The sequence below is a fragment of the Kangiella sp. genome (assembly GCF_048265365.1).
Classification (GTDB): Bacteria; Pseudomonadota; Gammaproteobacteria; order Enterobacterales; family Kangiellaceae; genus Kangiella.
Map to the genome: position 1 here is coordinate 1,477,111 of NZ_JBLXBT010000001.1, position 13,570 is coordinate 1,490,680.

At 42.9% G+C, this 13,570-nt stretch carries 13 protein-coding genes; 4 read left to right on the forward strand and 9 right to left on the reverse strand.

What is annotated here, in order from left to right:
- Positions 1-4 precede the first annotated feature (4 nt).
- A complete protein-coding gene (gene ggt, locus ACN0VI_RS06860) occupies positions 5-1,747 on the reverse strand; it encodes a gamma-glutamyltransferase (RefSeq protein ID WP_417446228.1) in 1,743 nt (580 codons plus the stop codon).
- Between the two features lie 104 nt (positions 1,748-1,851).
- On the opposite strand from ggt, the gene ACN0VI_RS06865 reads away from it, so the two are divergent.
- Positions 1,852-2,325: a peroxiredoxin gene (locus ACN0VI_RS06865; protein ID WP_417446229.1), complete on the forward strand. Its 474-nt coding sequence runs from the start codon at positions 1,852-1,854 to the stop codon at positions 2,323-2,325.
- A gap of 59 nt (positions 2,326-2,384) precedes the next feature.
- Here the strand turns inward: ACN0VI_RS06865 and ACN0VI_RS06870 are convergent, their stop codons facing one another.
- From ACN0VI_RS06870 to ACN0VI_RS06900, 7 genes are all read right to left on the reverse strand, one after another.
- Positions 2,385-3,041, reverse strand: a complete 657-nt coding sequence (locus ACN0VI_RS06870; protein WP_331891804.1) for an ABC transporter substrate-binding protein — start codon at positions 3,039-3,041, stop codon at positions 2,385-2,387.
- 216 nt (positions 3,042-3,257) lie between these two features.
- A complete protein-coding gene (locus ACN0VI_RS06875) occupies positions 3,258-3,584 on the reverse strand; it encodes a TusE/DsrC/DsvC family sulfur relay protein (protein WP_331891802.1) in 327 nt (108 codons plus the stop codon).
- A gap of 10 nt (positions 3,585-3,594) precedes the next feature.
- The gene (gene tusB / locus ACN0VI_RS06880; RefSeq protein ID WP_331891801.1) at positions 3,595-3,867 is read right to left on the reverse strand and encodes a sulfurtransferase complex subunit TusB; all 273 of its coding nucleotides are present in this window, start codon (positions 3,865-3,867) and stop codon (positions 3,595-3,597) included.
- 9 nt (positions 3,868-3,876) lie between these two features.
- A complete protein-coding gene (tusC, locus tag ACN0VI_RS06885) occupies positions 3,877-4,242 on the reverse strand; it encodes a sulfurtransferase complex subunit TusC (protein ID WP_331891800.1) in 366 nt (121 codons plus the stop codon).
- Positions 4,243-4,248: 6 nt separating this feature from the next.
- The gene (gene tusD, locus ACN0VI_RS06890) at positions 4,249-4,641 is read right to left on the reverse strand and encodes a sulfurtransferase complex subunit TusD (RefSeq protein WP_331891798.1); all 393 of its coding nucleotides are present in this window, start codon (positions 4,639-4,641) and stop codon (positions 4,249-4,251) included.
- A gap of 163 nt (positions 4,642-4,804) precedes the next feature.
- Positions 4,805-6,556 (reverse strand): dipeptidyl-peptidase 3 family protein, encoded by a 1,752-nt coding sequence (locus tag ACN0VI_RS06895; protein WP_417446230.1) that lies wholly within the window; start codon positions 6,554-6,556, stop codon positions 4,805-4,807.
- A 36-nt stretch (positions 6,557-6,592) separates the two neighbouring features.
- Entirely contained in the window at positions 6,593-7,324 is a 732-nt protein-coding gene (locus ACN0VI_RS06900) for an FAD-binding oxidoreductase (RefSeq protein WP_331892723.1), read from the reverse strand.
- 221 nt (positions 7,325-7,545) lie between these two features.
- Here ACN0VI_RS06900 and ACN0VI_RS06905 point away from each other — a divergent pair, with 221 nt between their 5' ends.
- Both ACN0VI_RS06905 and ACN0VI_RS06910 read left to right on the forward strand, forming a co-directional pair.
- Positions 7,546-8,796 (forward strand): choice-of-anchor H family protein, encoded by a 1,251-nt coding sequence (locus ACN0VI_RS06905; protein ID WP_417446231.1) that lies wholly within the window; start codon positions 7,546-7,548, stop codon positions 8,794-8,796.
- 181 nt (positions 8,797-8,977) lie between these two features.
- Positions 8,978-11,224: a DUF5916 domain-containing protein gene (locus tag ACN0VI_RS06910; protein ID WP_417446232.1), complete on the forward strand. Its 2,247-nt coding sequence runs from the start codon at positions 8,978-8,980 to the stop codon at positions 11,222-11,224.
- A gap of 67 nt (positions 11,225-11,291) precedes the next feature.
- On the opposite strand, the gene ACN0VI_RS06915 is transcribed toward ACN0VI_RS06910, so the two are convergent.
- Positions 11,292-12,275: an HpcH/HpaI aldolase/citrate lyase family protein gene (locus ACN0VI_RS06915; RefSeq protein WP_417446583.1), complete on the reverse strand. Its 984-nt coding sequence runs from the start codon at positions 12,273-12,275 to the stop codon at positions 11,292-11,294.
- A gap of 173 nt (positions 12,276-12,448) precedes the next feature.
- On the opposite strand from ACN0VI_RS06915, the gene ACN0VI_RS06920 reads away from it, so the two are divergent.
- Positions 12,449-13,570 carry an aldolase/citrate lyase family protein gene (locus ACN0VI_RS06920; RefSeq protein WP_331891361.1) on the forward strand — a complete coding sequence of 374 codons (1,122 nt, stop codon included), beginning with the start codon at positions 12,449-12,451 and terminating at the stop codon, positions 13,568-13,570.

Sequence of the window (13,570 nt, forward strand, 5' to 3'; positions counted from 1 at the left end):
TCGCTTAATAACCTGCGGCATGGCCATCTTTGCGAGATTCTGAAGCGCCATAATAAACACCTTCTTCTTCATCCCACATAATGGCCTGATAACCACCAAAGCCACCATTACCAAATCGAATGTCATGTCCTCGTTGTTGCAGGTCGCGTAATACTTTTTGCGGCACGCCTGACTCTAATTCAATATAGCCACCATCAGTAAGATAAGCTGCCTGACTTTCTGTCGGTTCGGTTGAGCCCAGGTGTTGCCAACGCGTTGCATCGCCAGCTTCTTGCAGATTCATGCCGTAGTCCACCATGTTAATCAGAATCTGCACATGCCCCTGTGGTTGCATGGCACCCCCCATCACGCCGTAACTCATGAAGGGCTTACCGTCTTTGGTGATAAAGGCTGGAATAATGGTGTGGAAAGGGCGCTTGCCGGGTTCATATACATTGGCATGCTCTTTATCCATTGAGAATAGCTGTCCTCGATCTTGGAACACGAAGCCAAGCCCAGGTGTGACGACACCAGAACCCATGCCGCGATAGTTACTTTGTATCAGGGACACCATATTGCCGTCTTTATCGGCGGTGGTCAGATAAATGGTGTCGCCTTCTTCAAGTCTTGGATTACCAGCCTGAACGGTGCGAGCCGCACGGTCGCCAATGAGTTTGGCGCGTTGTTTGCCGTATTGTTCTGAAATCAGTTCATCAATGGGCTGTTTACTAAAGTCTGTGTCCACATAGAATTTAGCGCGATCTTCGAAGGCCAATTTTTTAGCTTCAACCAAGGTGTGTAAGGATTCTGTGGTGTTAAAGCCCATTGCTTTTAAGTCGAAGTTCTTCAGAATTTGCAGCATTTGCAAAGCTGCAATACCTTGGCCGTTCGGTGGAAGCTCCCATAAGGTATAACCCTTATAGTCAACACCTAGCGGTTCAACCCAGTCCGAAGTGTGTTTTGCAAAGTCTTCATAACGCAGGTAACCGCCATTTTCTTTCATGAAAGTATCTATCTTGCGGGCAATTTCGCCTTTATAGAACGCATCACGGCCTTTTTGGGCAATAATGCGGTAAGTATTGGCCAAATCAGGATTTTTGAAGATCTGGCCCTTGTGCGGAGCTTTGCCATCAAACGTAAAGGTTTCTGCAAAAGCGCCTGGTTGCGGGCTTAGACGAGGAACGCTGAGGTTCCAGTAGTAAGCAATCAACTCTGTGACTGGGAAGCCGTTTTCAGCGTAGTTGATCGCTGGCGCTAGAACTTGCTTCATTGGCAATTTGCCAAATTTATCGTGTAACTCAAACCAACCATCCACTGCGCCGGGTACCGAAATCGGTAACATGCCGTAAGGGGGAAGGTCTTGGCGATTTAATTTATCCAGCTCAGCTTTTAATTCGTTATAAGACAGACCAAAAGGAGAGCGTCCTGAAGCATTAAGGCCATGCAGCTTCTTGTCCTTGGCGCTCCAGACAATGGCGTATAAGTCGCCACCAATACCGTTACCAGTGGGTTCCATGAGGCCTAAGGCAGCATTGGCCGCAATCGCTGCATCAATAGCGTTACCGCCTTGCTTCATAACATCCAAAGCAACTTGGGTTGCTAATGGATGACTGGTTGCTGCCATGCCATTTTGAGCAATGACTTCAGAGCGTGTGGCGAATTCCTTACCAGTAACTCGGTCGGCAGCTTGCAGGCTTGCTGTAAGCATGGTGGAGGATAGGCTTAGCGATAATGTGAACAGAGCGAGGTTTCTGAATGATAGTTTCATGAATTTTCTCCTGTGGTGTACTGGCACTCTAATAAACTTTGCCCTATAAATAAATATAGCGTTAAGATAATAGTTCAAATACTAGAATGAAATAGAGGAAAACTATGATTGGAATCGGTGATAAATTACCTAATGTAACCCTGAAAGTGATGGGTAAGGATGGTCCACAGGATATTTCAACGGACGATATTTTTTCCGACAAAAAGGTTGTGCTGTTCGCTGTACCTGGCGCTTTTACGCCAACTTGCAGTGCCTCTCACCTTCCAGGCTTTGTAGTGCAAGCGGATGATATCAAGTCGAAAGGCGTTGATACCATTGCATGCATGTCGGTTAATGACGTATTTGTGATGGATGCCTGGGGTAAAGCTCAAAATGCTGATGAGATTATGATGCTAGCTGATGGTAATGCTGACTTTACTGAAGCAATGGGCATCGAAATGGATGCTACCGGCTTTGGGATGGGTGTTCGAAGCAAGCGTTTTGCCATGATTGTTGATGACGGTGTGGTGAAAGCACTTGAAGTCGATGAGAAAGGTTTTGAAAAGAGTTCTGCAGAAAATATTTTGAGCAAACTTTAATTTGCTCATCGGATAAAAAAAGGCCAGTTTAAAACTGGCCTTTTTTCTTAGCTAACTTATTATGATTTTTGTCCTGGTAATTCATCGCTGATTTCAGTGGCATTTTTAGCTTTTTTGTTTTCTTCAGCTAATTCTTTCAAAGTTTCTTCGATACCAATTTGCGCGATTCTCTCACGGTATTGAGTGGCGTAGCTTTTAGCCATGCTCACGCCTTCAATAATCACATCAGTGACTAACCATTTATCATCAGCGCCAAGTTTTAGGCGGTAATCGATAAGAATAGGTTCGCCCTCTTGCGGCATGATAATCGAACGAACATTGGCAGTGTTTCCACTGGTTGAGTATTGAGTGTCTTCATAAGTGATCGGCTGACCTTCATAGTTAGCTAAGCCTTTCGCGTAACTATTGAGCAATAAGCTGATGAACTGTTCAATAAAGGTCTTACGCTGCTCTTCTGTCGATTCAGTCCAATAAGTACGGCCAAGAATACGTTTTGCCATGTATTCAGTGTCTACTTCGGGAAGTAAGTAGGTTTCAATCAATCCCTTGGCATAATCTGCATCAGCTTTGATCTTGTCTTTATTATCTAGAATCTCGGCACTGATTTGTTCCGTCACTTCTTCTAAGTGTACTTTAGGGTCAACTTTTGCATGAGTTGCAAAGCCCAGTCCAAAGAGTACTATCACTGTCAGCGCTTGATTAACGATGCGTTTCATAGGTTCACCTTAACCTTATAAATTTTGGTTGTTATGCTTAGACGCTATTAACGTCAAAAATAGCCATGTTCAAACTGGCTGTTATTTTACTATTGCTTGCTATCCTAAACAATCAAACTTAACACAAGCTTAATGTGAAATTTGTAACACCCTATATATTATTGACACAATTAGATAACTCTCATAATATCAGTCAGTTACAATTGTTTTTTAATGTCAGATACAGCGTGCAGGCTTGGGCAACCCAGCTATTTTAGTGGCCTGTTTGGCCGGTCCTTCAGGGAATAGGATATGTAGATAGATGCTGGTCCCTTTTTCAGGTGACCACTCTTTGGCCAAATACTTTACCAATGGGCGAATAGAAGGGCTGGTATTGAACTCTTCATAAAATTTTCGAACATACCAAACTACCTGCCAATGGTCGTCGGTTAGTTCAATACCTTCTGCATTGGCAATAGCTTTAGCAATGTTCTCATTCCAAAGGCTTGAGTCAGTCAAGTAACCCTGTTTGTCACGCGGTAATCCCGCCAGTAAATCACTCATCAAAAAAACCTTACAGCCAGGAAACTGATTTATCGTACTGTAGAGTTAATTCTACGAACTGAGGGTAGTTGACCACTTCCCAGTCACTTGCAACTTTTTTATGTAATCCACGAGCGATGAGATCTTCTTCTAAAACATACTGCTTTAAACCATGCGGCTGTTTTGTCTCTCTGGTCGCTAACACAACAGCGTCTTCAATCAGCACAATACCGTCATGCTCAGCAAAGTAAGGCTGTGCTTCTTCGGATTTTTGTGGCTGGTTAATAATATAAAGGGTTTTCATAAACAGACCTTATAGCGTTAACACAAAATCGCTTTGTGCGATTTTGGCTCTAATGCCATCGGTTGTTGCTTGTTGCAATCCGTCAATTTCGAGCAGTTGATGGATGTCGAGTTTAAATTGTTGCATCGCTTGTTGTTCAACATAAACCTCTTCAATGCCATAAAGAGGAAGCGCTTTAAAAGTAGCTGAGTGGTTTTTAATATGCAAAATGTCAGGCTCTTGACCTTTCAATAATTGATAAACACCTTGGTCAATAAATATAGCAGTAATCGGCATGTCAAAGGCGGCTGCCATTAAAGCAATGTCCAACAGTTCGCGACCTGACTGAGATCCATAAGGTGCTTTGTTAAATACAATACAAATGGATTTGTTCATAATCGTTTATCCAAATGTAATGAGGCGATCGCTTTCCAGCATCGCTTCCGTTAATTGGCCGAGCCCACTGATTGCAAATGCAGGGTCAAGGTTGTCGCCCGTTAAAGCATTTCGCTCAGCTTCTGCTGCATTGACGATGCCTCGCTTATTGGCAGCGGTAACGCAGGCAACAAGTTCGATATCTTTTTCAATGGCTAACTTGGCCCAGGCTTTAGTTAAATTGATTTCATCAGCAGGCGGAGCATGTAAACGACTAGCTACCAGAACACCATCCGCATAGAAAAATACGCGCATGAGCTGGTGGCCTTGCTCAAGCAAGGTTTTGGCAAATTGAATAGCGCTAAACTGTCCCTGAGAAGAGTAGGGGTTAGCGGTAACGAGTAATGAAAAAGTTGCCATAACGAAAAGCTGTATGCTTTGTTAGCCCAGTCAGTTAATGCGATGGGCTATTTTAGCAGAGAGTGACAGGCAGTCCTAGCTATCAAATATAATGTACGATATGAAAAAAGGCGTCCGAAGACGCCTTTTCTTTGATAGTAGAGTATTTACTAAGAGCTAGCTCTTAGTCGAGACCTAATACTTTTTTTCCTTGATTAAATACCACATCCACAGGAATTTGTTTTTCTTCCAGTAATTTTAAGTCGCTTGCTAGTTGATCATCAATGATCCCTTGTTCTTCTAGCAGCTTTTGCGCGCCTTCATAATCACCATCACCCTGGATGGTTAGAATTTTATTGGAAAGGGCATCTATTGCTGCGGTCATTTTGTCAAAGTTGACGCTGTAATAGCCTGTTTCAGGGGCACGGCTGAATGCACCAGCTTCTTTGAAGAAGTTGAAGCGAACCATGTTTGCGCGACCATGTGCGCTGGAAGCGCCAAAGCGAACTGAACGGAAGATACCGGCAAGGAAGGTGACGTAGTTATCCATCAGCTCACCATCTTTAATTTCACCTTTTTCGTACAGCTTGCTTACCATGTATAGGCCGAGAATGTCGGCTTTGCCTTCTTCCAAAGCTGAGGCGGTATCTTTTAGTGCTGCGCGAACGGTATTTGAACCATCAATAGTATTTTTAATGCCCAGGCCGTGCGCAACTTCGTGGAACATGGTGTTGGCGAAGAAAGCATCGAAAGTAATATGTTGACGCTGGTCTGGTGTAATTAGTTGCTCAGAAATAGGTACCAGAATTTTATCAAACTTAGCCTGCATTGCATTTTTAAGCTGTAAGCGACGAGTACCTTTCGCTAATTGAACCTGTTCATCATTGGGTAAGTTAATAGCAATCGTTTTTGACCCGGCGTTGCTATCACCCGCATAATAAACCACATCATAAGCATTGAGATCGCTGTCTGTGCCCGGCATTTCTTTTTTATACTTTTCGTCGACCGGCAAGCCTTCTTGTAACTCAGGAAGGAAGGCAGCGAAGCGAGACAGGCGCTCGCTCCATGCTAAATCTTTGATTAAGACATACGCTGAAAAAGCAGTTTTGTAACCAAATAGCTGATCTTCGTAGTTTTCGATAGGACCAATCACCACTTCAATTGGGTTGGTTTTCATATCCATCCAGGCCAAATCAGATGGCTGATAGTTATCGGTTAATAAGGCATCCGCACGCAGCTCCAAGTATTTCTTAAAGGCTTCATTCTCAGCAAGCAGGGCAGCACCTTTTAGCAAACGGCTAGCTTCTTCCAGCTCATCCTTAAAAGCAACTGAGTAAGGAACGAGTTTTAATTTACCACTTTCATCGCGACGGACCAGGGAATATAAGCCATCTTTATCTTCCTGCTCCCAAGCTTCAAATTGTGCGACAGTCATATCAGCTGGATAAAATTGTGCGCCTTTGCTTTTAACATCATAGCCTTCAATAAATGGCTGGTTGCCATCCAATCGATCCCATGGACCGTAGTTGATGATGGCAAACTGTTTGGCTTTAGGGTCTTCAATTTTGGCTAAAAGAGCTTCTTTGTCACCGTATGCCTGTTTCCAGAATAGGTTGTCCATGATTTTGCCAGCATCAATCAGTAAGCTGATCATTTTCTTTTGGTTGTCAGACAGGTGTGACAAGTCACTGGTTAAAGTAAAGGGAGCATAAATATCAAAGCGGCTATAATCGTCCACAATCACTTCACTTTGAGTATCAGCTGCTTTGGCCTGAGCTTCGCTGGCTAATTCAGTTTGTTGCTGATTTTCGACTGCTTGTTCGGCTGTGTCTGAGTCATTGCTGCAACCGCCAAGAGCTAGTGCTATAGCAAAAGATAATGAGTACATTGTCTTTTTAAAGTATAGGTTTTTCTTCAAATGTAAGGTCTTGTTCATAATGGTGTCCTGATTCTGATAATTCTAATGTATTGATTAGTATTTACTAAATACGTACTTTTCCCGTTTAACCTGCTTAACCCCAAACTCTTTATTTTTTAACAAGCTAAAAACATCATCAACCATATTCGGGTTGCCGCATAAATAGACCAGGTCGGTTTCTGGATTAGGCTCAAAGCTTTCTAACTTGTGTTGAACATAGCCTTTAGAGCAGTCGGTTGGTAAGGGTTCTTGCCTGCTTAAGCAACGATGGAAGAATATATTATCTTGCTCGGCTGCGTGTTTAAAATCATCCAGATAAAACATGTCTTCTTCAAATTGAGCGCCAAACAGGATATGAAACTCTGTGTCGGGATAGTCTTTAAGCTGGTTGAGCATACAGCGATAGGGCGCAACACCTGTTCCCGTTCCCACTAAAAACACCCGCCTTGGCAGTTCTTTAGGCAAACATAAAAGCCCGAATGGACCTGTGATATCAATTTCCACCCCTGGTTCGGCGTTAAAAAAGAACTCCGTTGCTTTGCCGCTTTCAACATAAGCCACCACAATTTCCAGGTACTGTGTATTTTCGGGGCTCTGCTCAAGATTGGCGATAGAATAACTGCGCTTTAAGGGCTTGTCGCCATCGTGTGGCAGGATAAAGGACACAAACTGCCCTGGGACGTAGGTAAAGTGTTGTGGCTCCACAAACTTGAAAACAAGTTTATGGACTTTTGGTGTTATTTGTTGGTTTTCGGTTAATTGAACACGAAAAGTGGGTAATGGCATACGGGCTCTCGATCTTCGATTTTGCCATCATTATAGGTTATAGCCCTGAAATTTCCACAGGCTAAAGCGTGCGGTCCCTGGCAAATACCTAACTATTCAGTTCAGGAAAGATTCAGTTGCAGATTGTTTTAATGAGGTCATTGATGAGTAATTAGATGGTTTTATCAGTCTTTTAACGGAGTTAAACAGTTATAAAAGGCATTGGGTACTAGGAGTCCATTATGAAGATAGCAAAAACATTACTGCCACTTAGCATAACCTTATCCTCTATATTGTTTGCGGGACAGGCTTTAGCAGAACAAACTCAGGTTAGAATTGCAGGCAAATCTGGAACTACCAGTGTGGTGGAAACTAAGAAAGATTCTGACCTGGTTAGTGATTCTGTTTCAAGCAAAGCAACAAAAGAGCCGGTTGATCTAAACCGCACCTCTTCTTATGCCTCAAAGCAAGTGACAACAAACTTAAAAGCTGAGTTGCAGCTTGAGCTTGATAAGTCCCCTGCTAAAACTCGTAGCGAAATGCGTGCTAAGAAAAGTGAGCTGCCTGAGAAATCAGAAAAGAGCATGAGCTCAAGCATGAATCACTTGTACATTTATGATGCTTCGGTGTATTTGTCAGAAGATTACGATGCCGATGGTTACTACACCAAGATCAGCGTGAACTTTGATGTTGATGCATACTATGATGAGCATTATGACGTTTATGCAGAGTTGTTTATTCGTAAAAATGGCGAGAGCGAGTGGACTCACTATTATACAACTAATGTGTTTAGCATTTATGGTGATAACACTTCTGATGATTATACGGTAACCACAAAGCTTAACAGTGGTTTCCCACCAGGTCGTTACGAAGTGTTGATTGATTTATTTGAGTATGGTTATTCTGGTGTGGTTGATACTTTTACTGAATATGATGACCCTGACTTAGGTTGGTTGCCACTAGAGGATAAAACCTACGAGTCCGGTAATGTATCGAGTGATACCTGGGTTAGCACGGTTAAGACTGAAATTTGGACGGATAATGATAACGATGGGTTTTATCGTGACTTTACCATCAGTTTCGATGTGGACACTGAACAAAGTTCAAGAGATGTCTATGCGGTGCTATACCAGAGAAGACCTGGTTTTAGTTGGGAGTATGAAACTGAAACTGCCGTATTCACTGTGGTGGGAGCCAATGCGGATGATGTCATATCAATCGATGCAGAGTGGCAGTCAGGCTACCCAACCGATTACTACGATTTCCGTATCGAACTGATTGATGCCAATACTGGCGAAATATTAGATGATGTATCTAGCGAATTTTCTCCACTTCTTGAAGTGCCACTGGAGGATGCCGGTCGTGATACGCAGAGTACAGTTGTAAATCCGCCTCCATCATCAACCAGTTACGGCTCAGGCGGTGGTAGTTGGAGCTTATTAGGTGTGTCTTTACTTGGTTTATTTGGCTGGGCTCGTAGAAAGCGGAGTTAATGGCTTAGTTAACCTTGCCCATAAAAAAACAGCTGCTAGTCAGCTGTTTTTTATGCTTGAAACTTGAAAGCATGTTTCTTGTAGTCTATAAACGCTTGTAATATCCTGTTACAAGTTTTGCCACCATAAGCTTATGTTTAAATTACAATAATCGCCATTCGAAGGAAACTTAATAACTATAATGCAATTGTTGAAAAGCTGTTTAATCTCTATAGTACTTGCTGCCGGCTCATCTGCTGTATTCGCCGAGAAAATTGATACGCTCAATATCCCACAAGTTGAGGGAGAGCTTACTTTGGACGGTAAGCTTGATGAGGCGATTTGGGATAGGGCGGAAAAAGTTACTTTAGACTATGAAACCCGCCCTGGTGAAAATACGCCGGCGCCGGTTAAGACTACTGCCTATATTGCACAAAATGGCACATCCTTATTGGTCGCTTTTGTCGCAGAAGACCCAGAGCCAGAAAAATTGCATTATTCCTATCGGGACCGTGATACGGCGTGGGGGGATGACCAGGTAGGTTTTAAGGTTGATACCTTCAACGATAGTCGCAAAGCCTATAACTTCTTTGTTAACCCTGTTGGCATTCAATCGGATAGTATTGAAGATGATGTCAGTCTGTCAGAGGACACTTCATGGAATGGGATCTGGTATAGCGCTGCAGAAATTACTAAAACAGGTTATACCGTTGAGATAGAGCTACCTTTTAAGGTGTTACGCTTCCCTGATGATAAGGGCGTAAAAACCTGGGGTATTGATTTTGTGCGTTTTTACCCTCGTGGTTTTATGCATCGTTTCGCTCTATCGCCACAACAAAGAGATGTTAATTGTTATGTTTGCCAGATAGACAAAGTTCGGGGCTTTGAGAACATTGAAAGTGGTCGCAATCTGGAATTAACGCCTTACATCGCGGCTCAGGATTCAGAAATACGTAACCCTCCGACAGATCCTGACTGGCAGGGCGAGGGCGTCGATTGGGATGCGGGGATGGATTTGCGCTGGGGAATCACCGACAGCTCGATGCTTAATGCCACCATTAATCCAGATTTTTCACAAGTTGAAACGGATGCCGCACAACTGGATGTTAACACTCAGTTTTCGTTGTTTTTCTCAGAGAAGCGACCGTTCTTTTTAGAAGGGGCTGAATATTTTAGAACTCCATTTACGTTGCTGCATACCAGAACCATCGCTGACCCGGACTTTGGCGCAAAATATATAGGTAAATCTGAAGGTCATTCCTACGGCATTCTTGCCAGCCGCGATCAACAAACATCCTTCTTAATTCCTGGCAGCCTAAGTTCTAGTTTTGCAACTCTACGAAATCCCGATGGCAGTGATATGGAGTCCGATGTCTTTGCGGCACGGTATGCTTATGACTTGGGTGAGAAGTCGCAGATTGGAGGTATGGTTACTCACCGTGGTGGTGAGGGATACAGCAATAGTGTTGCAGCGATTGATGGGAAATACTCGATTACAGATGTGGATGAGTTACGGTATGAAATCATGTACTCAGATTCAGAAAACTCAGAACAATTGCAACAGGAATACGGTCTTGCTTCTACCAGTAGCGGTTTAGGTTATCGACTGAATTATTCGCATAACGGACGTAACTGGGATGTCTTTGCTACTCATATCGACTTCGACGAGGATTTTAGAACTGATCTTGGTTTTAAGCCCCAAGTAGGTTACGACAGACAAGCTTTAGGAGTGAAGCGTCGATGGTTCGGAGACCAGTCACAGGGTGACTTTTTTGAGAACTATAGCATTCAAGTAAAAGGTGAGCGGGTCACAGAATATACTGATCAAAAACTCTGGGATCTGGCAACTATCACTCTGAATGCCAACGGTGAATATCGCTCAAATTTTAATCTTATTGGTAATGTGAGTTATGAGTTTTATCAAAATAACTGGTTTCCACAACAATACTATTCACATACCGGCTCCTTCTATCCAGATAATGCTTTGCAAGTTGGTTACCATCTAGATTGGGGGGATAGTGTTGATTATCGTCATGCCAGAGCAGCTGAATTTACTGAATATGGTTTTTTTGCTAGTTGGCAAGTAAATGCACACTGGTCGTTTAGAGGCGAGTGGCAGTTTACTGATTTTGACGTTAATCAAGGGCAGTTATTTGAAGCTGACATATTTAATTTCGACTCACGTTACCAATTCGATAATTATAGCTTCCTTAAATTAGTGCTTCGTTATACGGATGTTGATTTTAATGCACCACTTTACTCGGACCCGAACCAGGTCAGTAAAGAAACCATCGTTAACAGACAGATTCTTTATGGGTATAAATGGAACCCGAGGACGGTATTTTATTTAGGTTATTCAGATAATGGTTTTGAAGATGACACGGTTAATCGTTTTGAGAAAACAGGTAAAACTTTCTTCTCAAAATTCAGTTATGCGTTCCAACTTTAACGCTTCCTTTATCATAAAAAAAGCAGCCAAAAAAGGCTGCTTTTTTGTGTCTAACTTACTGGGTAAGTTATGCAAAGAATCGTTTTTGTGCTTCAGCTGGCAATGCTAAATCACTGACGTGAGCGCGCTCTAGTAACTGCCAATAATAACGATAGGTAGCGCGATCATGGAGCTCACCGTCGTATTGAATGGGACCCCAGTGGTTATCTTGTGCAGCGATTAAAATATTGGCTGCATCATTCACTTCAGAGTAGTCTGGTGTCATGGCGTCAACAATTGATTTGATTTGAGTAGGATAAATACTCCACATACGTAAGAAACCAAATTCATTACGTGCGCGTTCAGCATCCTTATAAGTTTGGTAAGGGTTTTTAAGATCGAGTGTTACGTTATGAGAAGGAACAACACCATTAGCCAATGCTGCCGCTGACATTTCAACTTTGGCGCGCGCCAGCAGAGGATGTTCAAACTGACCTGGGCTGCGCATACAGGATGCAGGTATGGCACCTTGGTGACTACTAACAAAATCCATCATGCCAAAATCCAGAACCTGTACAGTTTCAATTTTAGCAATCTCCCAAACTTCTCTTAAAGCACCGTGTGTTTCGATTAAAACATGCACTGGAATGCTGCGATCAATCCCGTGCTTTTTACACAAGGTTTTAATGTAATCGACCATTTCTTGAATATGTGCAGCGCAGGTTGTTTTGGGTAGGGTAAAATAAGTAACAATGTCACCAATTTGGGGAATCAGAATATCAAGGTCTGCTTTCCAATGAGGGTGCTGATAGTCATGAATGCGCACACCTGCCATTTTGTGCTTGTTGGCTTCGCTTGATAGAACTTCGGCAATCATGGTCGCGTGTTCTTTTTCCTTGCCTGCCTGAGCGCCATCTTCACAGTCACAGGTGATATCAAATACGGGCCCAATGGTGTCCTGCATTTCGAGTGCTTTTCGGATTAATTTTTCGCTACCAGCGAAGTGTTCGCAGCTTGGAATGACTGGAAATGGCTTTTCGGCATCAAATAATGCATCTTTCGGATGGACCATTGAACTCACTATATTCTCCTTATTTATCAACCAGATAGTTTAAGTTGCAACCTATTACCCAGGTGCGATGTCTAATTTATACTAGCGCGCAGCAAATAAAATTCAAACAAAAATTTGAAATAATCGTTTGAATATGATTTATTTATGCTAAATAACTGGTCGGATTAGTTAAAATGATGCAAGAGCATTCTTTCTTAGAAAAAGTGGATGAACAGATCGTGTTGGGGGGCTTCTGGCCAGGGATTCAGCTGTATTATCCGCCAGTTAAGTACTCTCCGGCCGATGGTGTCTATGAAACGATGGAGCAAGCCTCCGCCCGTATGCGTAAGTATGCTCATAACACCAACGCGCATACTCTGCTGTTTGATCTTGAGGATGGCTGTCGACAAAAAGCCATGAGTCGAGAGTTATTACGTCAGGAACTCCCTTTATTCGAAAATCGAACCTTTCAAATTGCCGTCCGCATAAATCCCTTCCGAACTGACGAATATGAAGAAGACTTAAAACTCATTCGAGACATGTCGGATTATGTTGATGTGATCGTTTTGGCTAAGGCGGGAGAGGTGTATGGTGCAGCAGAAATTCGCGACTTATCCTCCTGGCTGGTTAGTGTTAATCCAAAAATTGAAATTCAGCCAATCATTGAGCACCCGCGTTCATTAAAGATTTCTCCAGAATTAATGCAGTTCTCAACCGTGCGTCACGTAGTGTTTGGTATACATGATTTCTCCAAAGCAATGGCTATTCATTTAACTCCAGAAGGTTGGATTGATGAGTTAAAGACTTATCTCCGCATGTTGCTGCTGGAGGCTCGTATTGCCGGGACGGGTGTGATAGGGGGCGTTGAAGTTTTAATTAATAAAACACCGATGCCAGAAAACTATATTGAGCCGCACGATGTTCGTCGTTGGTTGGATTTACATGGTGAAAGAGAATCTCACGTAGTGCATCAACATGCTTTGGTCGAAGCGCAAATGGGCTTGACCGGCAAGCAGGTGATTCATCCATTTCATATTCATTTGTGTAAAGTGGCTTTTACCCCATCGCCATTGCAAATCGAGCGTAACGTTAAAGTTCTGCAGGCCGCAATTGATGCAGATGCATTGTTAGGTGGTGCCATTAAATTTGAAGGCGAAATGCTCGACCCACCGATGTTTGGTAAAGCGCTACAAAGTTTACTTCGAGCTTATGCACTGAAATCACTGGATGAAAAAGATAAGGCTTTTGCACTGGATGTGCTGAAGCGATTACCGGTCCATGTGATTCGTGAAAATTGGCCGTATGGAATGATTTAA

Coding starts and splice junctions, on each gene's coding strand:
- ggt (WP_417446228.1), bottom strand. CDS start 1,747: ATGAAACTATCATTCAGAAACCTCGCTCTGTTCACATTATCGCTAAGC.
- ACN0VI_RS06865 (WP_417446229.1), top strand. CDS start 1,852: ATGATTGGAATCGGTGATAAATTACCTAATGTAACCCTGAAAGTGATG.
- ACN0VI_RS06870 (WP_331891804.1), bottom strand. CDS start 3,041: ATGAAACGCATCGTTAATCAAGCGCTGACAGTGATAGTACTCTTTGGA.
- ACN0VI_RS06875 (WP_331891802.1), bottom strand. CDS start 3,584: ATGAGTGATTTACTGGCGGGATTACCGCGTGACAAACAGGGTTACTTG.
- tusB (WP_331891801.1), bottom strand. CDS start 3,867: ATGAAAACCCTTTATATTATTAACCAGCCACAAAAATCCGAAGAAGCA.
- tusC (WP_331891800.1), bottom strand. CDS start 4,242: ATGAACAAATCCATTTGTATTGTATTTAACAAAGCACCTTATGGATCT.
- tusD (WP_331891798.1), bottom strand. CDS start 4,641: ATGGCAACTTTTTCATTACTCGTTACCGCTAACCCCTACTCTTCTCAG.
- ACN0VI_RS06895 (WP_417446230.1), bottom strand. CDS start 6,556: ATGAACAAGACCTTACATTTGAAGAAAAACCTATACTTTAAAAAGACA.
- ACN0VI_RS06900 (WP_331892723.1), bottom strand. CDS start 7,324: ATGCCATTACCCACTTTTCGTGTTCAATTAACCGAAAACCAACAAATA.
- ACN0VI_RS06905 (WP_417446231.1), top strand. CDS start 7,546: ATGAAGATAGCAAAAACATTACTGCCACTTAGCATAACCTTATCCTCT.
- ACN0VI_RS06910 (WP_417446232.1), top strand. CDS start 8,978: ATGCAATTGTTGAAAAGCTGTTTAATCTCTATAGTACTTGCTGCCGGC.
- ACN0VI_RS06915 (WP_417446583.1), bottom strand. CDS start 12,275: ATGGTCCATCCGAAAGATGCATTATTTGATGCCGAAAAGCCATTTCCA.
- ACN0VI_RS06920 (WP_331891361.1), top strand. CDS start 12,449: ATGATGCAAGAGCATTCTTTCTTAGAAAAAGTGGATGAACAGATCGTG.